Below are 24,771 nucleotides of genomic sequence, written 5' to 3' on the forward strand. Positions count from 1 at the left end.
TGAAGTGGAGACGGCGCGTTCGGACGGCGCGCCGCCGGCAGGGCGGAAAGAGGGCTGGCGTGCACGAGTTGAACGTGGTCGGGGTGCGGGTCGAGTTGCCCACCAATCAACCGATCGTGCTTCTCAAGGAAGCCGCGGGCGAGCGGTACCTGCCGATCTGGATCGGCGCGGTGGAGGCGACCGCGATCGCGTACGAGCAGCAGAGCGTCAAGCCGCAGCGGCCGTTGACCCACGACCTGCTCAAGGACGTGCTGGCGGCGCTGAAGGCCCCGTTGCAGGCCGTGGAGATCACCGAGCTGCGCGACCAGATCTTCTACGCGGACCTGGTGCTCGGCGAGGGCGTGCGGGTGTCGGCGCGGCCGAGCGACGCGATCGCGCTGGCGTTGCGCTCGGAGGCGCCGATCCGGTGCTCGGAGCAGGTCCTGGCGGAGGCCGGGATCGTGATTCCGGACGCGCAGGAGGACGAGGTCGAGAGGTTCCGCGAGTTCCTCGACCAGATCAACCCGGAAGACTTCGAATAGTCACTCCTTGTGATTGACTGTGCACGGGGAGCGCCTCGCCGACTGTGACGGACATCGCTTCGGCGTGTCGTCCGTTCACGGGACCTCGATCCCCAATGTGGGCTATAGCGTGGCGGTTGGCACGACAAGCCGGGGGAGGTGGTCGCAGTGGACGAGCGGTTCTCTGAAGGGCCCGGAGCAGGGGTCCCAGGCCCCGTGCAGGGTGTCCTCTTCGACGGTGGCGAGGTCGGCGACGACGGCGACGTGGGCTACCGGGGTGTGACGGCCTGTCACGCCGCCGGCATCACGTACCGCCAGCTCGACTACTGGGCGCGCACCACCCTCGTGGTGCCGAGCATCCGACCGGCGGCCGGCTCCGGCTCGCAGCGGCTCTACTCGTTCCGGGACATGGTGGTCCTCAAGGTCGTCAAACGCCTGCTGGACGCCGGGGTGTCCCTGCAGAACATCCGCAAGGCCGTCGACACCCTGCGCTCGCGCGGCGTCGACGACCTGGCCCGGATCACCCTGATCTCCGACGGCACCACCGTCTACGAGTGCCGCTCCCCGGAGGAGGTCGTCGACCTGCTCCAGGGCGGCCAGGGCGTGTTCGGCATCGCGATCGGCGGCGCGTTCAAGGAGATCCAGGGCACCCTGGCCCACCTGCCGTCCGTGCGGGCCGAGGTGGAGCGGCCGGCGGCCGTGGCGCTCAGCCACACCGACGAGCTCGCGGCCCGCCGGGCCCGACGCAGCGCCAGCTGACCGACCCCGGCACACCGTCGCCGAGGAGGTGTCGGTCGCTCCGGCCGACATTCCGGCACCTGCCGGTCGGTCCGGCCCCTGGCCGGTCTCCGGGGCGGCACACCGAAGGTCAACCCCGTTCGACGGCTACGAACGCGTCTCCGACCCGGCGCGCGCCGGTTCCTTCCGGCCCGACCGGCCGGTCGCGCCGATCGCCACCGCCGCCAGCGCCACCCCCACGCCCAGCACGGTGTTGACGGCCAGCTGGTGCCCGGGCGCCGGGGCGACGAGGTCGAGCACCACGGCCCCGACGAGCTGACCGGCCACGCTGCCCAACGCGAACACCAGCACCCCGGTGGCGCGGACCACGGTCGCGGCGATCGCGATGAACAGGATGCCGAGCGGCCCGCCGACGTACAGCCACGGGGCGGTCGGGAGGGTGTCCGGCAGGCCACGTGTCGCGGTGACGACGGCGGCGACGAGCACCAGCGCGACGGTGCCGGCGAGGAAGTTGACCAGCGCGGCCGGCAGCGCGGCGTTCGCGGCCTCCCGTACCCGGCCGTTGACGGCCTGCTGCCAGGCGATGGCGACCCCGGCGGCGACGGCGACCCCGGCGAGCCCGATCCCGGACAGGCTGGTGACCCGGTCGGCGACGGCCACGGCGACCGCGATCAGGGCGATGCCGGCCCCGACGAGCCGGCGGGCCGTGATCGGCTGGGCGGCGCCGGGGCCGAGCCCGGCCCGGTCGACGAACAGGCCGCTGGCGAGCTGGCCGCCGACCACGGACACGCTGAACAGCGCGACCCCGAGGGTGGCGACCGTCAGGCCCTGGGCGGCGACGAGCAGCGCCCCGCAGGTGCCGCCGAGCAGGTGCCAGAACCGCAGTTCCCGGGCGCGCAGGGCGTCCCGGATCCGGCCGAGGGCCCGCCGGCCGGCCGGGAACGTCGGCACCAACAGCAGGAGCAGGATCAGCCCGGAACCGAAGGAGAAGGTCGCGGCGGCGACCCCGTCGTGCAGTTGGTGGCCGAGTTCGCCGTTGACCCGGGCCTGCACGGCCATGGCGGCGCCGCACAGGGCGGCGAGGGCGGTTCCGAGGGGGCGTTGCATTCCCCTGATCCTGCCCCATAAACCGGTGACGATCCTTGCGAGGATGAACACAGGGCCGCCCGGCGCCTGCCCCCTTAGCGCATGGACACGCCGAGCGGGGCCCGGCAGAATCCGCCGCCGACCTGCACCAGGTCCAGCTCGGTCGACCAGTCGGGCTCGGGCTGGCCGGAGAGGACCTTCTCCGCGTACACCTCGGCGTCGTCGACCGGGTGGTAGCCGATCTCCTTGCCGGCCTCCAGGGACCACCAGCGCCGGGTGTTGGCGCTGACCCCCCACACCGCCCGGTACCCGCCGAGCGGGGTGGTCAGCGTCGCCTCCACCAGCCGGCCGCAGTCGTCCGGGGACAGCCACGTCGCCAGGGACCGGGCGTTGAACGGCTCGGGGAAACACGACCCGATCCGCAGCGCTGTGACGGTCATCCCGAACCGGTCGGCGTACAGCTTGCCGAGAGCCTCCATCGTGGCCTTGCTGACCCCGTAGTACGTGTCCGGACGGGCCTCGACGTCGGCCGGCAGGTCGCCCTCGCCGCGCTCCTGGAACCCGACGGCGTGGTTGGAGGACGCCAGGATCACCCGGGACACCCCGGCGGTCCGGGCGGCCTCCAGGACCGCCCGGGTGCCGTCGATGTTGATCCGGAGGATGTCCTCCCAGCGGCCCTCGGAGGACACGCCGGCCAGGTGCACGATCGCGTCGACCCCGGCGCACGCGTCGGTGAGGGCGTCCATGTCGGCGATGTCGGCGGTCCGGATGTCCTCGGGGCCGTCCTCGACCGGGGCGACGTCCAGGAGACGGAGGGTGTGGTGGGCGAGGCGGGTGCGCAGCATCCGCCCGACGGAGCCGGCCGCGCCGGTGATAAGCACATGAGTCACGACACGGAACACTACCTGCGGCACCGCCAGGACGTCGCGTCGTCCCGATTGGTGAACTCCGCGTAGGCGTCGCGGCCGTGCTGGCGCTGGCACGCCGCGGTGAGGTCGGTGCCGTACAGGAACAGGCCCAGGGAGTCCGCGCACGACCAGTTGTCGATCGCGGCGTCGGGGCCCTGTGCCGGGCGGCGCAGCCGGGCCTGGCCGCCGGTGGTGGCCGCGCACTGCCCGGCGACATCGGGTGCGCCGAGCACGGTGACCGTGGGGCCGGCCGTGGTCGGCGGGGCGCTGGTGCGCGGGATCCGGCTGGGCGTGGGGCTGGGCGACGGGCCCGGGGTCGGCGCGCCGGTCGTGGCCGGGGCCTGCCGGGTGGTCGCCGGTGCCGCGACCGGGGCGGCGGGGGTGGGCAGGACGGGATCGTGGCGGGGGTCGGTCCGGGTCGCCGTCCACAGTCCCACCCCGGCGAGCAGCACGATCACCCCGCACAGCACCACCATCGCGTACCGGCGCCGGGGCCGGCGCACCAGGCCCAGCTCGACGGTGTCCTGACCGGCGGCGACGGGCAGCTCCCTCGTGGCGTCGTCTCCGGTGACGGCGTGCTCCGGGGGCAGCCAGGGTGCGACGCGCAGCCGGCTGCCGGGGCGGTCATCGGGGGTGGACATCCGGCTCCCTTCGGGTGGGCAGGGATGCAGCGTACGGAGTCCAACGGGCCCGACAGGCACGGGGACACGGTGTTGAGAATGATTTAAGGGTCTTTCCAGGGATAACCCTATTCACCGTTGGCCCGACACCCTATGTTCATATTCATCGTCCCCGAACGATATGACGACCACGCGTGGCGAACCCCTCCGGTCCCAGGGCCGCGTCCACAGTGGTGCACAGGTCGGCGGCCGTCCCGTTCCGCGGGGTGGCCGCCGACTCGACTGACGGCCCCGTGGGCGGGGTCAGCCGGTGACCGTGACCGTCCGGAGCACCTCCGCGCGGCCCTGGCTCCCGAACAGCCAGTTCTCGGCCCACCGGCGCAGTCCGCACGGCCAATGCATGCCGCACAGTTCGCAGACCGGGAACCGGTCGTGGCTGGTGTGGCAGGCGTACTCCTCCAGCGCGATGGAGGTCAGTTCCGCGATCACCTCGGGGGTGTCCTCCGGAGGCTCCGCCTCATCGACCTGCACGTCGTCCTCGCCCATGCCGCCCACCGCCCTCAGGTTTCGCCCCATTGTCCATGACGCGCCCGCAACAGGCGGGTGACGGCACTATTCGACACCATGGCCGGATATCGTCCGTCACCGCACCCGGTGATGCGGGGGGCTCAGGCGGTAGTACCCCTGAATGCTCTGAGGATCTGTTCTGCCGCCAGGGTCGGGGTGAGGGTGCCGTCGACCACGGCTTTCTCCAGCTCAGGTGCCATGCCCACGACGGCAGGGTCGGCTCGCAGCGCGTCGAGCAGCCGGTTGTGCACGGTCGCCCACACCCAGCCGACCTGCTGCCGGCGACGTTTGGCCGCCAGTTCCCCGGACGCCGCAAGGGTGTCCTGGTGCCGGACGATCTGGTCCCACACCGCGTCGAGCCCGACCCCGGTGAGCCCGCTGCACGTGAGCACCGGAGGGTCCCAGCCGTGTTCGGGGGACCGCAGCAGGCGCAGCGCCCCGGCGAGTTCCCGGGCCGCCGAGCGCGCGCCGGCCTCGAAGTCCCCGTCGGCCTTGTTCACGGCGAGCACGTCGGCGAGTTCCAGGACGCCCTTCTTGATGCCCTGGAGCTGGTCGCCGGTCCGGGCGAGGGTGAGCAGCAGGAACGAGTCCACCATGTCCGCCACGGTGGTCTCGGACTGGCCGACGCCGACGGTCTCCACGAGGACCACGTCGTAGCCGGCGGCCTCCAGGATCACCATGGCCTCCCGGGTGGCCTTGGCGACCCCGCCGAGGGTGCCGGCCGTGGGGGAGGGCCGGATGAACGCGTGCTCGTCGGCGGCCAGCCGGGTCATCCGGGTCTTGTCGCCGAGGATGCTGCCCCCGGTCCGGGTCGAGGACGGGTCCACGGCGAGCACAGCGACCCGGTGCCCGAGCCCGGTCAGGTGCACGCCGAGGCCGTCCACGAACGTCGACTTGCCCACCCCGGGCACCCCGGTGACGCCGACCCGCCGGGCGTTCCCCGCGTCGGGGGTCAGCTCGACGAGCAGGTCCTGGGCGAGCGCCCGGTGGTCGGGCCGGGTGGACTCGACCAGGGTGATCGCCCGGGCGATCCAGGACCGGTCACCGGCGCGGGCCCCCCGGGCGTACTCGTCAACCGTCGGCACGAGAGTGGCCGAGCTGGGCGGCCAGGTCGCGCAGCAGGTCCAGGGCGGCGTCGGCGATCACGGTCCCGGGCGGGAAGATCGCCGCAGCCCCGGCCTCGCGCAGCTCCGCGAAGTCCTGGGACGGGATGACGCCCCCGACCACGATCATGATGTCGGGCCGGCCGAGCGCCGCGAGTTCCGCCCGCAGCGCCGGCACCAGGGTCAGGTGCCCGGCCGCCAGGGACGACACCCCGACGATGTGCACGTCGGCCTCCACGGCCTGGCGCGCCACCTCGCCCGGAGTCTGGAACAGCGGGCCGACGTCCACGTCGAAGCCGAGGTCGGCGAACGCCGTCGCGATCACCTTCTGCCCCCGGTCGTGCCCGTCCTGGCCCATCTTGGCGACCAGGATCCGGGGCTGGCGGCCCTCGTTCTCCGCGAACAGCGCGGTCGCGGCGCGCACCTTCTCGATGTTGGACACCGCTCCCGCCTCCGCCATGTACACCCCGGAGATGGTACGGATCTGCCCCGCGTGCCGGCCGAACACCTTCTCCAGCGCGTCGGAGATCTCGCCGACGGTGGCCATGGCCCGCGCGGCGTCGATGGCCAGCGCCAGCAGGTTCGCGTCGCCGCGCGCGCCCTCGGTGAGCGCGTGCAGAGCGGCCTCGACGACGGCGGAGTCCCGCTCCGCCCGCAGTCGGCGCAGCTTCTCGATCTGGCTGGCCCGGACCTGCGCGTTGTCCACCTTGAGCACGTCGATCGGCTCGTCGACATCGGGCCGGTACTTGTTCACCCCGATCACCGGTTGCCGGCCGGAGTCGATCCGCGCCTGGGTCCGCGCCGCCGCCTCCTCGATCCGCAGCTTCGGGATGCCCTCGTCGATGGCGCGCGCCATGCCGCCGGCCTTCTCGACCTCCTGGATGTGCGCCCAGGCCCGCTCGGCGAGATCCTGGGTGAGGCGTTCCACGTAGTCGCTGCCGCCCCACGGGTCGATCACCCGGGTGGTGCCGGACTCCTGCTGGATGACGAGCTGGGTGTTGCGGGCGATCCGGGCGGAGAAGTCCGTCGGCAGCGCCAGGGCCTCGTCCAGGGCGTTGGTGTGCAGGGACTGGGTGTGCCCCTGGGTCGCCGCCATCGCCTCGATACAGGTCCGGGCCACGTTGTTGAACACGTCCTGCGCGGTCAGCGACCAGCCGGACGTCTGGCAGTGCGTGCGCAGACTCAGCGACTTCGGGTTCTTCGCCCCGAACTCCCGCACCAGCTTCGCCCACAGCAGGCGGCCGGCGCGCAGCTTGGCGACCTCCATGAAGAAGTTCATCCCGATCGCCCAGAAGAACGACAACCGGGGCGCGAACGCGTCCACGTCCAGGCCGGCGTCGCGACCCGCGCGCAGGTACTCCACCCCGTCGGCCAGGGTGTACGCCAGCTCCAGGTCAGCCGTCGCGCCGGCCTCCTGGATGTGGTACCCGGAGATGGAGATCGAGTTGTACCGGGGCATGTGCTCGGACGTGTACCGGAAGATGTCCGAGATGATCCGCATCGACGAGGTCGGCGGGTAGATGTAGGTGTTGCGGACCATGAACTCCTTGAGGATGTCGTTCTGGATGGTCCCCGACAGCTGCTCCGGCTTCACCCCCTGCTCCTCGGCCGCCACGATGTACAGCGCGAGCACCGGCAGCACCGCGCCGTTCATCGTCATCGACACGCTCATCTTGTCCAGCGGGATGCCGTCGAACAGTTGGCGCATGTCGTAGATGGAGTCGATGGCCACGCCCGCCATGCCCACGTCGCCGGCCACCCGGGGGTGGTCGGAGTCGTAGCCCCGGTGCGTGGCCAGGTCGAACGCGACCGACAGGCCCTTCTGCCCGCCCGCCAGGTTGCGCCGGTAGAACGCGTTGGACGCCTCGGCCGTGGAGAACCCGGCGTACTGCCGCACGGTCCACGGCTGGGTCACGTACATCGCCGGGTAGGGGCCGCGCAGGTACGGCGCGATGCCCGGGTACGTCTCCAGGAAGTCCAGGCCGGCGGTGTCCGCGTCGGTGTAGACCGGCTTGACGTCGATGCCCTCGGGGGTGCGCCACACGGGTTCCGCTGCCGGAGTCCCCGGCGTCGGGGAAACCGCGCCCAGCTCGACGGTCGAGAAGTCGGGGATCATCGGGCCACTCCCAGGTCGTCGAGGGTCGAGTCGCACACGGCGACGGCGTCGCAGCCGGCGTACAGGTAGTCGGCGACCTGTTCGCTCGTGCCCCGCTTCCCGGCCAGCCAGACCCGGGTCGCGCCGGCCGCCCGCAGCGCGTCGGCGGCGGGGCCGGCCTGCTCGGCGTAGATCCTGTCGCTGGAACACAGGCACGCGACGGTCGCGCCGCTGCCCGCGAAGTCGGCCACGTCGCCGGTGACCGTGGCGATGCCGCCCGCCGCGAACAGGTTCGCCGCGAACGACGCCCGCGCGGTGTGCGCGGCCACCGGGCCGAGGGTGGCGAGGAAGACCGTCGGCCGGGTCGGGTGCGCGTCGGCCCGGTCCCGCAGCGCCTCGAAGTCCTGGGCGTAGCGGACCCGGGGCAGGCCACCCGCGCGCCCGGCGGGGGCGGCCGACCGGACCGGCAGCTTCTCGTCCAGGTTCGGGAACTCGCTGACCCCGGTGATCGGGTCCTTGCGCCGGGCGATGTTGGCCCGCCGTTTCGCCCAGGTCGCCGCGAGCCGGTCCGGCACCGGCCCGTCGAGGGCCGCGGCCATCCCGCCGGCCCGTTCGATCTCGGTGAACCAGTCCCAAGCGGCCTTCGCGAGGTCCTCGGTCAGGTTCTCCACGTACCAGGAGCCGCCGGCCGGGTCGGCGACCCGCGCCACGTTGGACTCCTCGACGAGCAGCGACTGGGTGTTGCGCGCGATCCGCCGGGTGAACGCGTCCGGCAACCCCAGTCGGGCGTCGAACGGGGCGACGGTGACGGCGTCCGCGCCGCCCACCCCGGCGGCGAACGCCGCGAGGGTGGTGCGCAGCATGTTCACCCACGGGTCGCGGGCGGTCATCATCGCGTCGGAGGTGACGGCGTGCTGGCGCTGGCCGCGCGCGCCGGGGGCCGCGCCGCACACCTCGGCGACGCGGGCCCACAGCCGGCGGGCGGCGCGCAGCTTGGCGATGGTGAGGAACTGGTCGGCGGTGGCGGCGAAGCGGAACTCGAGCTGGTCGAGGGCGTCCCCGACAGTCAGGCCGCCGGCGGTCAGCGCGCGCAGGTACGCCACGCCGGTGGCCAGGGCGCAGCCCAGCTCCTCGGCGTCGGAGCCGCCGGCGTCGTGGTAGACGGTCGCGTCGACGGTGACGGCCCGGGTGCCGGCGGGGGCCCGCCGCGCCAGGTCCGCCAGGTCCAGCTCGACGGTCTGCCCGGTCCGGGCCCTGAGCCCGAGCGGGTCGGCACCCAGGTTGCCGCCGGACGCCACGTCCCGCCCGGCGGTCAGCGCGAACCACGCCTCGGCGGCGGCCAGGGTGTCCGCCCCGGCGTCGAGAACCACCGGCGCGAGGTCGAGCAGCACCCCGTCGAGGACACGGCCGAGATCCGACACCGGCACCCCGGCCGGGCCGAGGACCAGCCACACCGACGTGACGCCGTTCTCCAGGTCCGCCAGCACGGCCTCGCCGGTCACCGCCGGGTCCGGGTGCTCGTGGCGTTGCCGCAGGTCCCAGCCCCCGGCTGTCGCCCGGGTGCCCCGGGTATAGGGCGCCGTCCCGGGCAGCCCGGTCGCCGGCACGCCGTCGGAGGCCGTGTACAGGGGCGCGATCCGCACCCCGTCGTACGTGGTCGTGGCCAGTTTCTCCTCGATCTGGTCGAGGGGGGTCTCCTCGTCGGCTCTGCCCAGTTTGCGCAGCACGGCGGCGGCGAGGTGCCGCCACTCGTCACGCGTCGCCGTGGGAAAGCCGGTGGCCAGGAGAAGCTCGTCGGGACGCACCGTCATGAACGGATGTTAAGGCCGGGCGACCCGCGACCTACGCGCGAGTAGCCGATTGTGAGAATGTCCACCCGCGTGTCGCCCCGTCCCGGGCGCGCCGCCCGGCCACCGGCACCCCTTCGGCCACGGAAACCCGTCTTCCGGGTACCGCGTCCCCTGCGTCCGGTTCCCGCGTAGTGTCGGGGTGAGGTTCCTCGTGCAGGGAGGCGGCCATGGGTGACGCCGACGTCGTGCGCCGGGTCGCGTTGGAGATCTTCAACGAGGGCAACGTGGCGCTGATCAACGAGATCTTCACCCCGGACTTCGTGGAGCACGTGACCAGCCCGGGCTTCCCCGAGGGCCGCGCCGGCCTGCGGGCCTTCGTCCTGGGCATGCGCGGCGCGTTCCCCGACTTCCACTACGAGATCCTCGAACAACTCGACGACGGCGACCTGCACGTGCTGTACGTCCAGGCCAGCGGCACCATGGCCGGCGACTTCATGAACCTGACCGCCACCGGCCGGTCGGCCACCTGGCTGGAGATGCACATGGCCCGGATGCGCGGCGGCTGGATCGTGGAGCACTGGGCGGTGCTGGACCAGCTCGGCATGCTCCAGCAGCTCGGCGCGCTCCCGGCGGCGTAGACCCGGTCACGGCGCGCGTAGGGCGAGCACCCCGTCCACGACGTCGCGGCTGCCGGCCCCCGGCCGGAACGGGCCCGGCACGGGCAGTGGTCGGTAGTCGGTCACGGTCCACCCGGCGTCCTCGAACGGCGTGAGTGAGTCCAGTCCGTACACCGTCAGGCCCGGGGCCACGGCCGCCATCGCGCGCGCGGAGGTCACCGTCACCACATCGGTGAGCCACACCGCCCCGGGCCGGGCCAGCACCCGCGCGAGCGCCGCGATCCCGTCGGCCGGCAGGTACGGCAGCACACCCTCCGTCACCAGCACCGGCGCGCCGTCGACCGTGGCCAGCGCCCGGGCGAGCGCGTCGTGGTCGCGCAGGTCGAGGCCGATCCGGCGCACCGGCCCGCGCGGGGTGTGCCCGGCCAGCACCCGCTCCTTGGTCGCGATCACCTGGGCGGAGTCGAGTTCCACGACGGGCCGGCCGGCGAGGTCGAGGCGGTAGGGCCGGGCGCAGTACCCGGCGCCCAGGTTGACGATCGTCCCCGGGTGCGCGTCGAGCAGCCCGTCGACGATCCGGGTCCGCTCGACGACCTGCTCGCCCCCGGCCCTCAGCGCGCCCGGGTGCCCCGGCCCGTCGGCGAGAAAGAGCCGCGCGTACGGGTCGGTCAGCCTGGGCCGGGGGCGGCGCGCCTCGGCGGCCCGGAACGCCGCGGCGAGCAGCGCCGTGTCCCGGACGGCCCGCTCTACTCCCACCGTCCGGCCCCCTCGCGCACGCCTACTCCCACCGTCCGGCCCCCTCGCACGCCTACTCCCATCGGAACAGCCGGGCCGCGGCCGCCGAGCACGCCACGGTCACCCCGCCGAGCACCGCGAGGGCCGCAGGCACCTGGTCGCCGCCGTGGCCGGACCACGCCCAGCGCAGCGCGTCGACCCCGTAGGACAGCGGCAGCGCGTCGCTGACCGTGCGCATCCACCCCGGCATGATCTCCAGGGGCACCGTCGCGCCGGTCAGGAAGATCATCGGAAAGTACGCCAGGTTCGCGATCACCACCGCCGTACTCTCCGACCGGGCCACCGCGGCGATCAGCAGCCCGAGGCTGAACATGGCCGCCCCGGTCAGCAGCAGCGTGCCGGCGAACGCCACCGGGTGTCGGGGCGCCGACAGGTCGAACACGGTCGCGGCGCTGGTGAGCAGCACCCCGACGCCGAGCAGGCACACGACCCCGTTGACGACGACCTGGGCGGCGAGGAAGGCGCCCGGCCGGGCCGGGGTCGCGCGCAGCCGGCGGAGGATGCCCCGGGACCGGTACTCGACCATGCCGAGCGGCAGGCTCATCAGGCCGGCGACGGCGAGGACCATCGCGACGTACGCCGGCACCGAGGCGTCCACGGTGCCGACCCCGTCGAACAGGTCGGACGGCTCGTTGCCGTAGATCCCGCCGAACACGGCCAGGATCATGACGGGGAAGGCGAGCCCGAAGAACAGCGGCGGGAAGTTGCGGACCATCCGCCGGGCCTCGAACGCGAGCACACTACCGAACATCATTGCCTCCTGATGGTTGCCCGGTGAGCCGCAGGTACACGTCGTCCAGGGACGCCGGCACCTCCCGGACCCGGGCCCCGCGCTCCGCCAGCAGCCGGGTGACCAGCTCCCGCGCCGCCCCCGACGCGTCGACCAGCAACTTCTGCCCGGCGGGACTGACCAGCACCCCCGGATCCACGGCCTCCAGCTCGCGGCGCAGCCCCGGCCCCGCGTCCTCCACGACGAGCCGGTCGGTGTCGCCGGCGTGCGCCCGGACCAGCCCGACCACGGAGTCCAGCGCGACCAGCCTCCCGCCGACGAGAACGGCGACCCGGTCGCACAGGAACTCCACCTCCTCCATGTGGTGCGAGGTGATCACGATCGTCAGCCCGTCGGTGTTGCGCCGACGCAGCCCTGCCCACACGTCGCGGCGCGCCGTCGGGTCCAGTCCGGTGGTCAGCTCGTCGAGGAACACGACCTCCGGCCGGCCGATCAGCGCCAGGACCAGGGACAACCGCTGCTTCTGGCCGCCGGACAGCTTCGTGGCCCAGCTCCGGCGCGACCCGCCCAGCCCGAACTCGTCCAGCAGCGCGCCCCAGTCGGCCGGGGCGGGGTAGAACCCGGCGTACAGCCGGCACAGTTCCTCGACCCGGGCCCGGTCGGGATACGAGGAGTGCTGTGGCTGCACGCCGGTGACCAGGGCCAGCCGGGCGCGGTCGGCGAGCGGGTCCAGCCCGGCGACGGTGACGGTCCCGCCGGCCGGCCGGCGCAGCCCCTCCGCGCACTCCAGGAGCGAGGTCTTGCCGGCCCCGTTCGGCCCGATCACCCCGACCACCTCGCCGGCGCCGACCGTGAGGCTCACGGCGTCGACGGCGACCTTCGGCCCGTACCGGACGGTGATGTCGCGCAGTGTCACGGCGTCAGCCATGGGCCCTCCTGTCGAAACTGGCGTGGGTGTAGTACCCGGCGAACGAGGCGTGCACGAGGACCGCCGGGAGCACGGACCCCTCCGCGAGGACCAGCAGGCCGCCGACCAGGGACAACGCGCCGCTGGCCAGGCCGAGGACCAGGGCCTGCGTCCGGTTCTCGGTCAACAGCACCTGGCCGGTGGTGAAGACGAGGCCGGCGACCGCGACGGCCAGCCACGCCGGCGTGCCGTGGCCGAGGAGCGCGAAGAGGAGTACCCCTCGGAAGAAGAACTCCTCCACGGCGGCGCTGATCATCGGCACCACCCAGCGCCACCGCCGGCCGAACGCGCCGACCTCCTGGACCCACCGCACGGTGGTGACGGCCCCGGCGAGGTCGAGCCCCGGCCGGGCGGCGGCCACGACGCCCATCGCGAAACCGGTGAGCGCGTTGGCTCCGACGACCGCGAGCAGCGTGGTCGCGGCCCCGTGCGGGGTGACCCGCCAGGACAGCACGCCCGGCAGCCGCACGCCGGCCACCCACGCCAGACCCCCGGCTGCGAGCAGCCCCGCCACCAGGTAGATCGCCGTGCCGACCACCGGGAACACCAGTCGGCCGGGCAGCGGGGTGCGCGAGGCCACCCACAGCCGGAATCGTTGCCGGGTGCGCGGCGACCGCAACGGCAGCCGGTACACCGCGAGCCACGCCGCTGCCGCGAGCAGCCCCCACAGCGCGGTCACGGTCGACCCCCGAGCCGGGGCAGCACCGTCAGCACCAGCACGTTCTGCGTGACGTGCGCGATCACGGGCACCAGCACGCTGCCGCCCGACAGCGCGTACAACCCGCCGAACAGCAACCCGGTGGCCACTTTCTGCGCGACGGTGTCCCACCCGAAGTAGAGGTGGTTGAGCCCGTAGGCGACGGCGACCGCGCCGATCGCCGCCACGGCCGGCAGGCCGAGGACACCGAGCAGGTGCTGCGCGACCCCTCGGAACAGCACCTCCTCGGCGAGTCCCGTCACGACGGCGGCGGCCACCGCCCGCGACGCGGACCCGTGCAGCGCGACCCGGGCGACCCGCCGCCGCCGGAGCGCGGCGACGACACCGACCTCGACCCCGATCGCGCCGGCCCCGACCGCCACGGCGGCCAGGCACCACCACCAGCCGTGCGGCCGGGCGAGCACCCCGGTCGACGGCGCGACGTACCAGGCGAGCCCGGCGACCCCGGTCACCGCCGCCGCGAGCCGGGCCGGCCCGGCGTACCGGAACGCCTGCACCGGGCACGCCGCGCCGACCAGCACGAGGAGGCTAAGGGAGAGGGTGGGGGTGGTCATGGGCCACTCCGCCGTAGCTCCGCATCCTCGGGTGCGCCTTCGGGGGCATGCCGGGCAGGCACATGCTCAACAGCTCGGGGATCAGGACCCGGACCACCTTCCACGGGGTGCCGTCCAGCTCGGGCGGCGTGATATCCAGGTACGTCGCCCACTCGCTCACCCCCGCGACCATGGCGATCAGGTCGTCGAGCGGGTTGTCCAGCCCCGGGATCTCCGACAGCTTCACCGACCCGGCGAACCGCTCGGCCACGATCCGCCGCTTCAGCGCCGCGTCGGTCGGGGTGGCGTAGTAGAGCACGTTGGTGTCGAGGTCCAGGTACGGCGACGTGTTGGCCGACGCGTGCACCTTCACCGGGTCGAACACGGCGCTGTACATGCTCAGGCCGAGGATGGCGGCGGACTCCATCGTGCCGCGGATCATCGCGTACCGGGGGTCGCCGTCGCCCTGCACCCCGAACGTGAGCAGCGGCAACGTGTCGGAGCGGCGGTCCATGTACACGCCGATCGTGGGCAGCGGCAGCTCGGGCCGGGTCAGGTAGATCGGCCGCACCTCGTAGTCGGAGGTGGGGCCCAGCTTGAGTTTGCCGAGGAGGCGGTGGGTGGCGTCGTCGTCGACCACGACGGCCGGCGCGGGGGTCGGCGTGTACCAGTTGAGGATGAACGCGTCGATCTGCACGGCCTCGATCAGGGCGTTGCGCAGCGCGTTCTCCAGGCTGACGTGCGCCGCCGTCCCGGTGGAGAACGAGGGCGTGAACAGCAGGTCACCGGCTGGGGACGACGTGAAGCCGAGGAAGAACAGCTGCGCCGGCACCCACACGTCCTCGCCCGGTCGGGTCAGCGACGGGCACTTCACCCAGGCGATCAGGTCGTCCTCGGTGGGCGGCCGGTCGGTGTAGCGGTGCAGTTTCGAAGCGAGCACCGCCTGCTGGGAAGCGTCGAGGATGCCGAGGTACTCCAGAGGCATCGTCGGCCCCTCGGTCGCCATCTCCTTGTAGGACGCGTAACGGAAGTCGAACATCGTGATGGCCGCCATCGCCGCGTACCGTTCGACGCTCTCGCCCATCAGCTTGACCAGGGCCTCCTCGTTGTACAGGCCGTAGCCACTGAGGTGGTACTGCACCTCCATCAGCGGGTCGTCCATGATCAACCGGTGGTACTGCGGCATCGTCGCCGTCATCGCCCGCATCTGTGGCTCGCCCGGCACGTCGGCCACCGACACCAGGAACCCGGGCATGATGCCGCCCTGGTTGCCGCCGAGGTGCGCGTACCGCCGCAGGACGTTGGTCATCGACGGGTAGTGGGTGATCACCGCAGCACCCCCGAGATGATCCGGTCCACGGCCGACCGGCTGCTGAAGTTGATCTCCCGCACCCGTTGCCGGGCGACCCGGCCGCACGCCGGACAACTCGGCATCCGCAGCAGGTCCTGGGCCTGGATCTCCATCGTCGGCAGGTGGATGCTCAGCACCCGCCCGGACAGCCGCGAGGATCCGACGCTGGCGTGCAGGTACCCCTCGGTCACGGCCAGCACGGTCAACGTCGCCATCATCGGCGCGTCCGTGTCGCCCGGCTCCGGCCGGCCGATCGGCCCGCGCGCGAAGTCGTGGTAGCTGACGTGGTCCTCCAGCCGGGCGAGGGCCCGCTGCTCGAAACACTCGAAGCATCCGGTGTACGGCGACCGCAGCCCCACCACCGACAGGAACGGCCCGTCGATGAAGGCGCTGATCCACGCGGTGTCGGTGCCCTCGAGCACCCGGTTGAGGTTGCGCAGCTGGGGCAGGGAGGGCCGCTGGAAGCAGGTCACCACGGTGCGGCCGGTGAGCGCGGGCCGGAGTCGTTCGATGGCGGCCTCCGTGCCGTACCCGTCGATCCTGGTCGTCAGGTCGCCGGACGCCAGCTCCTCCAGCACGGCCGGATCCAGGGAGGTGAACCGCGCCCGCATCCCGGCGGCCAGGTTCCGGGCCTGCTCCAGCGAGGCCGCGCAGTCGGTGGCGAACAGCAGCTCCTGCGTCGGAGGCTCCGGGGACCCGGGATAAGGGGAGCGCAGCCGCCCCAGCAACGCGGCCGTGATGGCCTCCTGGCTGGTGTGCGCCACGGCGGTGACCAGCATGCCGGCCTGTTCGAGATCCACGAACAGCTTCTCGACGTTGGCCCGCTCGATCGGCAGCAGCCCGGGGTCCAGGTGCGCGCCGACCTCGGTCCGGCCGAGCGCGAGGGCCCGCAGCGCCGAGCGCACCGAGCCGGCCACGGCGGGGGACTCGCGGCTGACGTCGATGACGGCCTCCTCGTAGTTCCACACCCCGGTGCGCAGCCGGATCCGGCCCTGGCCGTCCTCGATGATGCGGACCGTCCCACCCAGTCGGTACTCCACGCCTCAGCCTTCCTGTCCGATGACGGTCATGTGCACCACGTGCCGGGACAGCCCGTCGAGGCCGAGGGCCCGTTCGATGCCCTGCTTGTCGTAGCCGCCCTGGTCGACGCCGGCGAGCGCGAGGGCCGTGCGGGTCAGGTGCACGGTCTGGCTGATCCCGCCGACCTCGATCAGCCCGAACACCACGCCCGCGTCGCCGTACTTGCGCGAGTTGTGCAGCAGGTTGTACACGTACGTCAGCACGAAGCCGGAGCCGGCGACGTCGAAGTCCACGGACCGCAGCACGCTCGCCGGGTCGCCGTCGAACTCGACGACGCCGAGGGCGTGCGCGTGCGGCAGGTACTCGTACGCCCCGTCGGCCAGCCCGTCCACGTGGAATGCCTGCACGAACAGGGTGACCGGGTACAGCCCGCCGCCCGACGGCACGGTGCGCAGCCGTATCACGCCGTGCGGGTCGTTCGGGTTGCCGTAGGGCAGCTCCCCGGTCATCCCCTGCGCGTGGTGCAGCACCGTGGCCAGGTCGGCCAGGCTCACCGGATCCTTGCCGAAGTCGCGGGTGCTGCGCCGGTTGTCGACCACCGCCGACAGCCCGGTCCTGATCCGCTTCGGCTTCGGTAGGGTCGCCACCGCGCGCAGGTCCTCCTCGAGCTCCGCGTGGCAGGCGGTGAGCACCGCGTCGGGTTCGAAGAACCGGCCGATGCCGAGCTGGAAGCTGATCCTGGCGTTGTCGGGGCGGTAGTTGAGCAGTAGCTGCTCCCCGCTGAAGTCCTCGCCCGGCGTGGCCCACCGGCCCCGGATCGTCGTCTCGGGGGTCTTCACCACGGTGGACGGGGAGTAGATCGACACGATCGTGTGCTGCATCGCGAAGCTGCCGACGGTGCGCAGGTAGTCGACCTCTCCCGCGGCGGCCTCGACCTCTTCCTTACTTCTCCGGTAGGGCACTGCGGGCCTCCTCGCCGATGGGGAGAGGGGCCCTGCGTTCCAAGGCCCCTCGGGGTGCTACCAGGAGCAGCAGCTCGAACAGCAGCAGTTGCCGCCGCCGCACGTGGTGGACGCTCCCGGGGCGACAGTGACGGTGAGGCCGCCGGTGGCGGTGCTCCCGACGTGGCCGGAGAAGCTCAACATTCGCATTCACCTCCTCGAAGGAACGGGTGGTTACCAGGAGCAGCAGCTCGTGCAGCAGCAGTTGCCGCCGCCGCACGTGGTGGAGGCTCCGGGGGCGACGGTCACGGTGAGGCCGCCGGTGGCGGTGCTCCCGACGTGGCCGGAGAAGCTCAGCATGTGCATTCACCTCCTCCCCGCAACAGGGGTGTCACGGTGTGTCAGAACCGCGGGTCCCATCAATGTAGGTGAATGAACTTCACAAGAGCAAGGGTCGGACGGGGGTGATCCGGCACCGGGTCGCAAAGATGAGGGATCCACAGTAGAACTTCGCGTTTCCGCAGGCCGGAGCGTCGCGAGAGCGGCCGTCGGCCGAATGGGCGCCGGCGGCCCCCGGCCCGGTTCCGGTGCGCGGACCCCCGTGGTGGCGGGTTTCTCCGGCCGTTCGGCGGGCCGCCGGGTCCCGGGCCGAGGGCCCCGCCGTAGGCTGGCCCGGTGACCGAAACTGCTGGCCTGCGGGCCGAGGTGGCCGACGACGGGGTGGCCACCCTGACCATCGCGCGCCCGGAGAAGCGCAACGCGTTCACCGCCGCCATGTGGTCGGCGTTCCCCGGGGTGCTCGCCCCGCTCGCCGCCGACCCCAGGGTCCGGGTCCTGCTGGTCACCGGCGAGGGCGGCACCTTCTCCGCCGGCGCGGACATCGCCGAGCTCAGCGAGACCTACTCCGACCCGGCGCGCGCGGACGCGTTCCACGGGACCGTCGTCGCGGCGGAGGAGGCGCTCGCCGCCTTCCCGAGGCCGACGCTGGCCGTCGTGCGCGGGTCCTGCGTCGGCGGCGGCTGCCAGCTGGCCGTGGCCTGTGACCTGCGGTTCGCCGAGCCCGGGGCCCGGTTCGGGATCACCCCGGCGAAGCTCGGCGTCGTGTACTCCTCGGTGCCGACGGCCCGGCTGACCCGGCTGGTCGGCCCGGCCCGGGCGAAGTACCTGCTCTACTCCGCCGAGTTGGTGTCGGCCGCCCGCGCCGAGGCCTGGGGCCTGGTGGACGAGGTGGCCGACGACGTCGACGCCCGGGCCCGGGAGTTCGCCCGGATCCTGGCGTCGCGGTCCCCGCAGACCCTCGGCGCGGCGAAGGCCGTGGTCGACGCGGCGGCGACCGGCGGGGACGCCCAGGCGGCCGTGGAGCCGTGGGAGAGGCGGTCGCGGGTCGGCCCGGACGTGCGGGAGGGGCTGGCGGCCTTCCTCGAGGGCCGCCAGCCCCACTTCACCCCTTGACCCCGGTCAGCGTGACGCCCTCCACGAACGCCTTCTGCGCGAGGAAGAACACGAGGATCACCGGTGCCATCACGAGCACCGTCGCGGCCATCACCAGGTTCCACTCCACGTGGTGCAGGCTGCGGAAGGACGCCAACCCCAGCGACAGCGTCCAGTTCGACTCGTTCTCGCTGGTGTAGAGCAGAGGCCCGTAGTAGTCGTTCCAGGCGTAGAAGAACTGGAACATGGCCGTCGCCGCGATGCCCGGCTTGGCCATCGGCAGCACCACCCGCAGCAGGGTCTTCCACTCGCCGCACCCGTCGACCCGCGCCGCGTCGAGGTACTCGTCGGGGATGGTCAGCAGGAACTGCCGCAGCAGGAAGATCGAGAACGCGTCGCCGAGCAGCATCGGGATGATCAGCGGCCACAGGGTGCCGGTGAGCCCGACCTTCGCCCACATCAGGTACAGCGGCACGGTCACCACCTGGGGCGGGAGCATCATCATGCAGATGACCGCGAGGAACATCGTGGTCCGGCCCTTGAACTTGATCTTCGCCAGCGCGTACGCCGTCGGCACGCTGGCCAGCAGCATCGCGCCCGTCGCGCCGCCCGCGTACAGGATCGTGTTGAGCAGGTAGCGGGGCATGGGGGTGCGTTGGAACACCTCGACGTAGTTCTCCGGGTGCCAGCTCGTCGGCCAGAAGTTGGCGGTGAGGGCCTGTTCCCCGCTCATCAGGGAGGTGAGGACGATGAACACGACGGGGCCCATGAACATGATGGTCAGGGCGATGCCGATGCTGTGCTGGGCGATCCAGACCAGTCGGGACTTCACGAGGCACCTCCCAGGAACGCCTTGTTGCGGCGGAGCAGGATGACGGTCACGGAGAACGCGACGAGGAACAGCACCACGGCCAGGGCGTTGGCGTAGCCCATCGCGCCGTAGCGGAACCCGACGACGTACAGCCACAGCGGGTAGGTGAACGTCGACTCCTGCGGATAGCCGAAGGTCGAGCTGATCCCGCCGCCCGTGGTGGCCTGGTCGGAGGCGACACTGGCCGCGACCGCCGCCTGGGTGAAGTACTGCAACGTCGCGATCGTCGTGGTGATCACGGCGAACAGGATCACCGGCGAGATCGTCGGCAGCGTGATGTGCCGCATCTTGTGCCAGGCGTTGGCCCCGTCGAGCTCGGCGGCCTCGTACAGGGCCGTCGGCACGTCGAGCATCGCGGCCAGGAAGATCACCACCAGGTCGCCCATGCCCCACAGCAGCAGCAGGGTCAGCGACGGCTTGGACAGGTCCGGGTCGTTGAACCACAGCGGCCCGTCGATGCCGACCGACTCCAGGATCGCGTTGACCGGCCCGGTGCCCGGCTTGAACAGCGCGACGAACGCGATGGTCGCCGCGACCGGCGGCGCGAGGTAGGGCAGGTAGAAGATGGTGCGGTAGAAACCCGAGGCTTTCCGGTACTTCGTCAGCAGGAACCCGGTCAGCAACGACCCCAGCACCTTGGCCGGCACCATCACGGCCACCAGCCACGCCGTGTTGTACACCGCCTTCCGCAGACTCGCGTCCTCGAACATGAACGCGTAGTTGTCGAACCCGACCCACCTCGGCGTACTGAGCAGGTCGAACTTCGTGAACGACAGGAACACGCTGGCGACCAGCGGGTACACGAAGAAGATCGTGATCCCCAGGAGCGCCGGGGCGGTGAACGAGATGACGGCGAGTCTGCGGCGGGCGGCGTACCTCACGTCAGCCGCCCAGCTTCAGCACGGCGTTGACCTGCTTGTCGACCTCGGCCAGCCCGGACTCGGTGGCCTTGCCGGCCTGCCACTCCTCGAGCCACTTGGCGAACGTCTCCTGGTAGGCGGGCCCGGAGGAGGTCGGCGGGGTGGTGGAGGAGTTCTTGTTGTTGAACATGTCCACGAACACCTTGAAGTCGGCGTCGAGCTGCAGGTCGGGGGCCGCCAGCGCGGCCTTGGTGCTCGGGATGTTCTTCAACGTGTTGGACAGCCCGACGATCGCCTTGGTGTCGTTGGTCAGGTAGCGGATCAGCTCCCAGGCGGCCTCGGGGTTCTTCGCCGTCTTGGACACGCCGATCACGTTCCCGGTGACGTAGCCGCCGCCGTGCCGGTCGGCGGTCAGGGTCGGCAGCGGGGCGACCCCGAACTTCACGTCCGGCGCCTGGTCCTTGAGGAACGCCGCCCGGAACTCGCCGTCCACGTTCATCGACACCTGGCCCTTGTGGAAGGCGTTGTCGGCGGAGAACTCGTCGCCCAGGCTGGCCTTGAACTTCTCCAGGTTCGCGTACCCGTACCAGTCCACGAGGTCCTTCTGCCACTTCAGCAGGTCCTTCCACGCCGGGTCCGTACCGATCGCCGAGGTCTCGTCGCCCTTGAGCCACGTGCCGCCGACCATCGGGCCCCAGTGCGAGGCGGAGTTCTCGTAGAAGCCGAACAGCGGCAGAAAACCGGCCCGCTCGATCGTGCCGTCCGCCGAGCGCTTGGTCAGCTTCTTCGCGGCGTCGGCCAGCTCCGCGAGGGTCCTCGGCACCGCCGTGATCCCCGCCTCGGCGAGCTGGTCCTTGTTGACGTAGAGCCCGTAGGAGTCGGCGAGGAACGGCATCGCGCACCGCTTCCCCTTGTACTCGGTGTACTGCTTGACCAGGTCCGGGTACCCGCCCATGTCGACCTTGTCCCGCCCGATGTAGGGCGACAGGTCCCGCCACGCGCCCGACGCGCACAGCTTGCCGACCATGTCGGTGGAGTAGGACAGCCCGACGTCGGGCCCCTTGCCGCCGGCGATGGCCTGGACCATCTTGCTGTCGTCCTGACTGTCCTTGACCACCACCTTGATCTTCGGGTGCGCGGTCTCGAAGTCCTTGACGGCACCGGCGACGGCGTCCGCCTCGCGTCCGGTGAAGAAGTGCCAGAACTCGACGGTGCCGGTCGCCTCGGTGCCGGCGGCGGCGATCGTCTCGGTGCCGGCGGACGTGCAGCCGGCCAGAGCCAGGGCCACGGCGAGGACCAGTGCGGTGCGTTTCATGGGGGTGCTCTCCTGACGGGGGGATCAGAACTGCAAACCGGACAACAGGTGTTCCCGGACGGCGGACAGGGCCGCGTCCAGCGCGCCGAGCAGGGCGGCGTCATCGGTGACCCCGGTGCTGCTGATCGGGGTACGCAACGGGCCGGCGGTGTTCAGCGCCGCCTCGACGGCCGCCCGCAGCGGCTCGCCCCCGGCCTGCGACACCTCACCGGCGAGGACGACGAGCGGCGGGTCGAGGACCGCGACGACGGCGGCGAGACCGACGGCGATCCGTTCGGCGAGCGCGGCGAGGAAGGCCGCCGCCTCGGGGGTGCCGGCCGCGACCGCCAGGGCCACGGCCGCCGGACCGGTGCGGGCGGCGAACCCGTGCTCGCGGGCGAGGACCTCGACGGCCGGGCCTCCGACCAGGTCCTGGAAGTCGGGCCGGCCGTCGGGGCCGGGCAGCCCGATCGGCATGTACCCGATCTCGCCAGCCCCCTGCCGGGCCCCGCGCAGCAGAGTGCCGGCGAGGTCGATGGCCAGGCCGATGCCCTCGCCGAGCCAGAGCAGCGCGAAGCCCTCGGCCGCGCCTCCGTCCGGGTGCGCGGCAACTCCCCGGTGCCGTTCGGCGACGGCGGCGAGGTTCACGTCGTTGTCGACGTCGACGACCTTGAGCACCCGGCGGCGCAGCTCGCCGACCAGCCCGGGCCGGCTCCAGCCCGGCACGTCGATGTGGTGCACGGTGTCGGTCCGCGCGTCGTAGGAGCCGGGCACCGCGACCTGCACGTGGTCGAGCTGGCGTAGGGAGATCCCGGCCTGCCGGCACACCTCGGCGAGCGCGTCGGTGACCGCGTCGACCGGGTCGGTGGCCCGGGGGTCCACGTGCAGCTCGGCGCGGGCCCGCAGGGTGCCGGTCAGGTCGCACACGGCCGCGGCGAGGGCCGGCATGGTGGCGCTGCCCAGGGTGTCGCGCACCGACACCGCCGCGGCGTACGCGGCGTTCGGGTTGGCCGCGTACACGTCGGCGTTGGGGCCCGGCCCGCCGCTGGTCCGGCCCACGATCATCGCCAGGCCCGCCTCCTCGAGCCGGCGGAGCACGTCGGAGGTGGTCGGCTTGGACAGCCGGGTGAGCGCCCGCAGGTCGCCCCGGGTGAGGGGGCCCCGTTCGAGCAGGTGGCCGAGCGCGGCGGATTCGTTGATCGCCCGGAGTAGTCGTGAGGACCCCGCAAGCCTCGCCATGGCGCCGCCTTCGTCGCAGTGATGAATAGAAAGACTGACTTACTAATGTGGGTGAAAGCTAAGACGGTGCACGCCCCGTGTCAATGGGTTGACGGGATCCTTAACAATTGGGCTGGTCAGAGGGCAGGAAAACCGACACTGTGCCAATAGGAAGACTGCCTTACCGAATTCCTTGACACTCTTCGATCACCAGGCATACCTTCCGATTCGTCACCCGGGCCCGGGTCACAGCGCGTCACCCTCATGACCGCCCGTAACGAGGAGGCACCATGCCCCGCCCCCCTGTGATCGCCCTGTCCGTCACGATCGTCGCGGCCCTGGCCCTCGGCGGCCTGGCCGTACTGCCAGCGGCCGCCGCCGAGCCCAACCTGGCCCTGAACCGGCCCGTCGCCGTGTCCTCGTCGGAGTCGTCGTCCTACGGCGGTGCCAAGGCCGTCGACGGTTCGACCAGCAGCCGGTGGGCCTCCGTCGAGGGCCACGACCCGGAGTGGCTCCGGGTGGACCTCGGCGCGACGTACCCGGTGACCCGGGTCCTGCTGCGCTGGGAGGCCGCGTACGCGAAGTCCTACCGGGTCGAGGTCTCCGACGACACCACCACGTGGCGGCCGTTGTTCTCGACCACGACCGGCAACGGGGCCAGTGACGACCTCACCGGCCTGTCCGGCTCGGGCCGCTACGTCCGGGTGTACGGCACGCAGCGCGGCACGGCCTACGGCTATTCCCTGTTCGAGATCGAGGTGTACGGCGGCGCGACCCCGACGCCGAGCGCCTCGGCGAGCCCGACCGCCAGCCCGACCGCGAGCCCCAGCCCGACGGTCAGCCCGACCACGCCCCCCGCCGGCCAGGCGGTCCCGTTCGGCAGCCACGTCTACCCCTACGCTGCCGGCACCCTGCGGCCCACCGGCTCGCAGTCCGCCCAGGACCAGGCGGTGGTGGCGTTCTACCAGAAGTGGAAGACCAACTTCCTGCGGCAGAACTGCGGCAACGGCTGGTACGAGGTGATCTCCCCGGACGCCGACCACCCGTACGTCGCCGAGGCACAGGGCTACGGCATGGTCATCGTCGCCACGATGGCCGGCGCCGACCCGGACGCGAAGAAGATCTTCGACGGCATGGTGAAGTTCATGCTCGCCCACCCCTCGGTGAACAACAAGGACCTCCTGGCCGCCGAGCAGGACACGGCGTGTAAGAGCGTCAACGGCGGCGACTCGGCCACCGACGGCGACATGGACGTCGCGTACGGGCTGCTGCTGGCCGCCCAGCAGTGGGGCAACGCCGGCACGTACGACTATCAGCAGTTGGCCGTGAAGCACGTCAACGCGATCAAGGCCGGCGAGATCAACCCGTCGACCCACCTGCTCACCCTGGGCGACTGGGACACGTCGGGTGACCCGATGTACTACGTCACCCGGCCGTCCGACCACATGATCGACCACTTCCGGGCGTTCCGGAAGGCGACCGGCGACGCGGCCTGGGACACGATCCGCCAGGCGCACCAGACGTTGACGACGAACCTGGAGAACCAGTACTCGCCGAACACCGGCCTGCTGCCCGACTTCGTGGTGAACACGAACTCGAGCCCGAAGCCGGCGGCCGGCAAGGTCCTGGAGGACCCGAACGACGGGTACCACTGGTGGAACTCCTGCCGCACCCCGTGGCGGCTCGGCGCCGACGCGGCGGTCAGCGGCGACGCGGCCAGCCGGACCAGTGCCCGGAAGATGACCAGCTGGATCCGGTCGAAGACGGGCGGTGACCCGGCGAAGATCGCGGTCGGCTACAAGCTGGACGGCACCCAGATCTCCTCGGGCAGCGAGCCGGCGTTCTTCGCGCCGTTCGCCGTCGCGGCGATCAACGACCCGGGCGCGCAGCCCTGGGTGGACGCGTTGTGGTCGAAGATGCTGACCACGACCCCCGGCGTCAACGACTACTACTCGACGAGCATCCAGCTCCAGACGATGATCGTGGTGTCCGGGAACTACTGGCAGCCGTAACGGGTC

The 24,771-nt window shown here is 72.0% G+C and carries 25 protein-coding genes; 5 read left to right on the forward strand and 20 right to left on the reverse strand.

The genetic code is table 11. The features are described from left to right. Positions 1–59 precede the first annotated feature (59 nt). Positions 60–521, forward strand: a complete 462-nt coding sequence (locus IW245_RS07335; RefSeq protein WP_197002425.1) for a bifunctional nuclease family protein — start codon at positions 60–62, stop codon at positions 519–521. 147 nt (positions 522–668) lie between these two features. Continuing rightward, the gene (locus IW245_RS07340; RefSeq protein ID WP_197002426.1) at positions 669–1,259 is read left to right on the forward strand and encodes a MerR family transcriptional regulator; all 591 of its coding nucleotides are present in this window, start codon (positions 669–671) and stop codon (positions 1,257–1,259) included. 126 nt (positions 1,260–1,385) lie between these two features. On the opposite strand, the gene IW245_RS07345 is transcribed toward IW245_RS07340, so the two are convergent. The 7 genes from IW245_RS07345 to IW245_RS07375 form a co-directional block, all read right to left on the reverse strand. Further along, positions 1,386–2,345: a DMT family transporter gene (locus tag IW245_RS07345; RefSeq protein WP_197002427.1), complete on the reverse strand. Its 960-nt coding sequence runs from the start codon at positions 2,343–2,345 to the stop codon at positions 1,386–1,388. A 74-nt stretch (positions 2,346–2,419) separates the two neighbouring features. After that, the gene (locus IW245_RS07350; RefSeq protein ID WP_197002428.1) at positions 2,420–3,214 is read right to left on the reverse strand and encodes an NAD-dependent epimerase/dehydratase family protein; all 795 of its coding nucleotides are present in this window, start codon (positions 3,212–3,214) and stop codon (positions 2,420–2,422) included. 11 nt (positions 3,215–3,225) lie between these two features. Then, positions 3,226–3,873: a hypothetical protein gene (locus IW245_RS07355; protein WP_197002429.1), complete on the reverse strand. Its 648-nt coding sequence runs from the start codon at positions 3,871–3,873 to the stop codon at positions 3,226–3,228. Between the two features lie 282 nt (positions 3,874–4,155). Next, positions 4,156–4,398 carry a hypothetical protein gene (locus tag IW245_RS07360; protein ID WP_197002430.1) on the reverse strand — a complete coding sequence of 81 codons (243 nt, stop codon included), beginning with the start codon at positions 4,396–4,398 and terminating at the stop codon, positions 4,156–4,158. Between the two features lie 122 nt (positions 4,399–4,520). Next, positions 4,521–5,504 (reverse strand): methylmalonyl Co-A mutase-associated GTPase MeaB, encoded by a 984-nt coding sequence (gene meaB / locus IW245_RS07365; RefSeq protein ID WP_197002431.1) that lies wholly within the window; start codon positions 5,502–5,504, stop codon positions 4,521–4,523. After that, positions 5,491–7,638, reverse strand: a complete 2,148-nt coding sequence (gene scpA, locus IW245_RS07370) for a methylmalonyl-CoA mutase (protein ID WP_197002432.1) — start codon at positions 7,636–7,638, stop codon at positions 5,491–5,493. Before scpA ends, meaB begins: the two co-directional genes overlap by 14 nt. Continuing rightward, positions 7,635–9,428: a methylmalonyl-CoA mutase subunit beta gene (locus IW245_RS07375; RefSeq protein WP_197002433.1), complete on the reverse strand. Its 1,794-nt coding sequence runs from the start codon at positions 9,426–9,428 to the stop codon at positions 7,635–7,637. The genes scpA and IW245_RS07375 overlap by 4 nt, the downstream gene beginning before the upstream one ends. A gap of 206 nt (positions 9,429–9,634) precedes the next feature. Between IW245_RS07375 and IW245_RS07380 the strand changes: the two genes are divergently transcribed. Continuing rightward, the gene (locus IW245_RS07380) at positions 9,635–10,045 is read left to right on the forward strand and encodes an ester cyclase (protein WP_197002434.1); all 411 of its coding nucleotides are present in this window, start codon (positions 9,635–9,637) and stop codon (positions 10,043–10,045) included. A 6-nt stretch (positions 10,046–10,051) separates the two neighbouring features. Here IW245_RS07380 and IW245_RS07385 read toward each other — a convergent pair whose 3' ends face one another. The 9 genes from IW245_RS07385 to IW245_RS41525 all read right to left on the reverse strand — a co-directional run bounded on the left by IW245_RS07385 (position 10,052) and on the right by IW245_RS41525 (position 17,445). Continuing rightward, positions 10,052–10,780, reverse strand: coding sequence for a class I SAM-dependent methyltransferase (locus IW245_RS07385; RefSeq protein ID WP_197002435.1), 729 nt, complete (start codon positions 10,778–10,780; stop codon positions 10,052–10,054). Between the two features lie 52 nt (positions 10,781–10,832). Further along, positions 10,833–11,573 (reverse strand): ABC transporter permease, encoded by a 741-nt coding sequence (locus IW245_RS07390; protein ID WP_197002436.1) that lies wholly within the window; start codon positions 11,571–11,573, stop codon positions 10,833–10,835. Beyond that, on the reverse strand, positions 11,560–12,477 hold the full coding sequence (locus IW245_RS07395; protein WP_197002437.1) for an ABC transporter ATP-binding protein: 918 nt from the start codon (positions 12,475–12,477) through the stop codon (positions 11,560–11,562). Before IW245_RS07395 ends, IW245_RS07390 begins: the two co-directional genes overlap by 14 nt. Next, positions 12,470–13,195, reverse strand: a complete 726-nt coding sequence (locus IW245_RS07400) for a CPBP family glutamic-type intramembrane protease (RefSeq protein WP_197002438.1) — start codon at positions 13,193–13,195, stop codon at positions 12,470–12,472. The genes IW245_RS07395 and IW245_RS07400 overlap by 8 nt, the downstream gene beginning before the upstream one ends. After that, positions 13,192–13,788, reverse strand: a complete 597-nt coding sequence (locus IW245_RS07405) for a CPBP family intramembrane glutamic endopeptidase (RefSeq protein WP_197002439.1) — start codon at positions 13,786–13,788, stop codon at positions 13,192–13,194. Before IW245_RS07405 ends, IW245_RS07400 begins: the two co-directional genes overlap by 4 nt. Then, positions 13,763–15,097, reverse strand: a complete 1,335-nt coding sequence (locus tag IW245_RS07410; RefSeq protein ID WP_197002440.1) for a YcaO-like family protein — start codon at positions 15,095–15,097, stop codon at positions 13,763–13,765. Before IW245_RS07410 ends, IW245_RS07405 begins: the two co-directional genes overlap by 26 nt. Further along, the gene (locus tag IW245_RS42105; RefSeq protein WP_197002441.1) at positions 15,094–16,158 is read right to left on the reverse strand and encodes a TOMM precursor leader peptide-binding protein; all 1,065 of its coding nucleotides are present in this window, start codon (positions 16,156–16,158) and stop codon (positions 15,094–15,096) included. The genes IW245_RS07410 and IW245_RS42105 overlap by 4 nt, the downstream gene beginning before the upstream one ends. Positions 16,159–16,161: 3 nt before the next feature. Further along, positions 16,162–17,100, reverse strand: coding sequence for a SagB family peptide dehydrogenase (locus IW245_RS07420; RefSeq protein ID WP_197002442.1), 939 nt, complete (start codon positions 17,098–17,100; stop codon positions 16,162–16,164). A gap of 213 nt (positions 17,101–17,313) precedes the next feature. After that, on the reverse strand, positions 17,314–17,445 hold the full coding sequence (locus IW245_RS41525; RefSeq protein WP_267919881.1) for a hypothetical protein: 132 nt from the start codon (positions 17,443–17,445) through the stop codon (positions 17,314–17,316). A gap of 309 nt (positions 17,446–17,754) precedes the next feature. Between IW245_RS41525 and IW245_RS07425 the strand changes: the two genes are divergently transcribed. Beyond that, positions 17,755–18,531 (forward strand): enoyl-CoA hydratase/isomerase family protein, encoded by a 777-nt coding sequence (locus IW245_RS07425; RefSeq protein ID WP_233472536.1) that lies wholly within the window; start codon positions 17,755–17,757, stop codon positions 18,529–18,531. Here the strand turns inward: IW245_RS07425 and IW245_RS07430 are convergent. From IW245_RS07430 to IW245_RS07445, 4 genes are read right to left on the reverse strand one after another with little or no spacing between them, the layout of a single operon-like run. Continuing rightward, entirely contained in the window at positions 18,521–19,342 is an 822-nt protein-coding gene (locus IW245_RS07430) for a carbohydrate ABC transporter permease (protein WP_233472534.1), read from the reverse strand. The genes IW245_RS07425 and IW245_RS07430 overlap by 11 nt on opposite strands. After that, complete coding sequence (locus tag IW245_RS07435) at positions 19,339–20,262, reverse strand: carbohydrate ABC transporter permease (protein ID WP_197002443.1); 924 nt, start codon at positions 20,260–20,262, stop codon at positions 19,339–19,341. Before IW245_RS07435 ends, IW245_RS07430 begins: the two co-directional genes overlap by 4 nt. Position 20,263: 1 nt before the next feature. After that, positions 20,264–21,556 carry an ABC transporter substrate-binding protein gene (locus IW245_RS07440; RefSeq protein ID WP_197002444.1) on the reverse strand — a complete coding sequence of 431 codons (1,293 nt, stop codon included), beginning with the start codon at positions 21,554–21,556 and terminating at the stop codon, positions 20,264–20,266. 24 nt (positions 21,557–21,580) lie between these two features. Beyond that, a complete protein-coding gene (locus tag IW245_RS07445; RefSeq protein ID WP_197002445.1) occupies positions 21,581–22,774 on the reverse strand; it encodes an ROK family transcriptional regulator in 1,194 nt (397 codons plus the stop codon). A 269-nt stretch (positions 22,775–23,043) separates the two neighbouring features. Here IW245_RS07445 and IW245_RS07450 point away from each other — a divergent pair, with 269 nt between their 5' ends. After that, positions 23,044–24,765 carry a glycosyl hydrolase family 8 gene (locus IW245_RS07450; protein ID WP_197002446.1) on the forward strand — a complete coding sequence of 574 codons (1,722 nt, stop codon included), beginning with the start codon at positions 23,044–23,046 and terminating at the stop codon, positions 24,763–24,765. The last annotated feature ends 6 nt before the right edge of the window (positions 24,766–24,771 follow it).

This window comes from Longispora fulva (assembly GCF_015751905.1).
Lineage (GTDB): Bacteria > Actinomycetota > Actinomycetes > Mycobacteriales > Micromonosporaceae > Longispora > Longispora fulva.

Bases quoted from the DNA above. Each gene is read 5' to 3' on its own strand.
- IW245_RS07345 (WP_197002427.1), bottom strand. From the start codon at position 2,345: ATGCAACGCCCCCTCGGAACCGCCCTCGCCGCCCTGTGCGGCGCCGCC.
- IW245_RS07355 (WP_197002429.1), bottom strand. From the start codon at position 3,873: ATGTCCACCCCCGATGACCGCCCCGGCAGCCGGCTGCGCGTCGCACCC.
- IW245_RS07360 (WP_197002430.1), bottom strand. From the start codon at position 4,398: ATGGGCGAGGACGACGTGCAGGTCGATGAGGCGGAGCCTCCGGAGGAC.
- scpA (WP_197002432.1), bottom strand. From the start codon at position 7,638: ATGATCCCCGACTTCTCGACCGTCGAGCTGGGCGCGGTTTCCCCGACG.
- IW245_RS07375 (WP_197002433.1), bottom strand. From the start codon at position 9,428: ATGACGGTGCGTCCCGACGAGCTTCTCCTGGCCACCGGCTTTCCCACG.
- IW245_RS07380 (WP_197002434.1), top strand. From the start codon at position 9,635: ATGGGTGACGCCGACGTCGTGCGCCGGGTCGCGTTGGAGATCTTCAAC.
- IW245_RS07390 (WP_197002436.1), bottom strand. From the start codon at position 11,573: ATGATGTTCGGTAGTGTGCTCGCGTTCGAGGCCCGGCGGATGGTCCGC.
- IW245_RS07395 (WP_197002437.1), bottom strand. From the start codon at position 12,477: ATGGCTGACGCCGTGACACTGCGCGACATCACCGTCCGGTACGGGCCG.
- IW245_RS07405 (WP_197002439.1), bottom strand. From the start codon at position 13,788: ATGACCACCCCCACCCTCTCCCTTAGCCTCCTCGTGCTGGTCGGCGCG.
- IW245_RS41525 (WP_267919881.1), bottom strand. From the start codon at position 17,445: ATGCACATGCTGAGCTTCTCCGGCCACGTCGGGAGCACCGCCACCGGC.
- IW245_RS07440 (WP_197002444.1), bottom strand. From the start codon at position 21,556: ATGAAACGCACCGCACTGGTCCTCGCCGTGGCCCTGGCTCTGGCCGGC.
- IW245_RS07445 (WP_197002445.1), bottom strand. From the start codon at position 22,774: ATGGCGAGGCTTGCGGGGTCCTCACGACTACTCCGGGCGATCAACGAA.
- IW245_RS07450 (WP_197002446.1), top strand. From the start codon at position 23,044: ATGCCCCGCCCCCCTGTGATCGCCCTGTCCGTCACGATCGTCGCGGCC.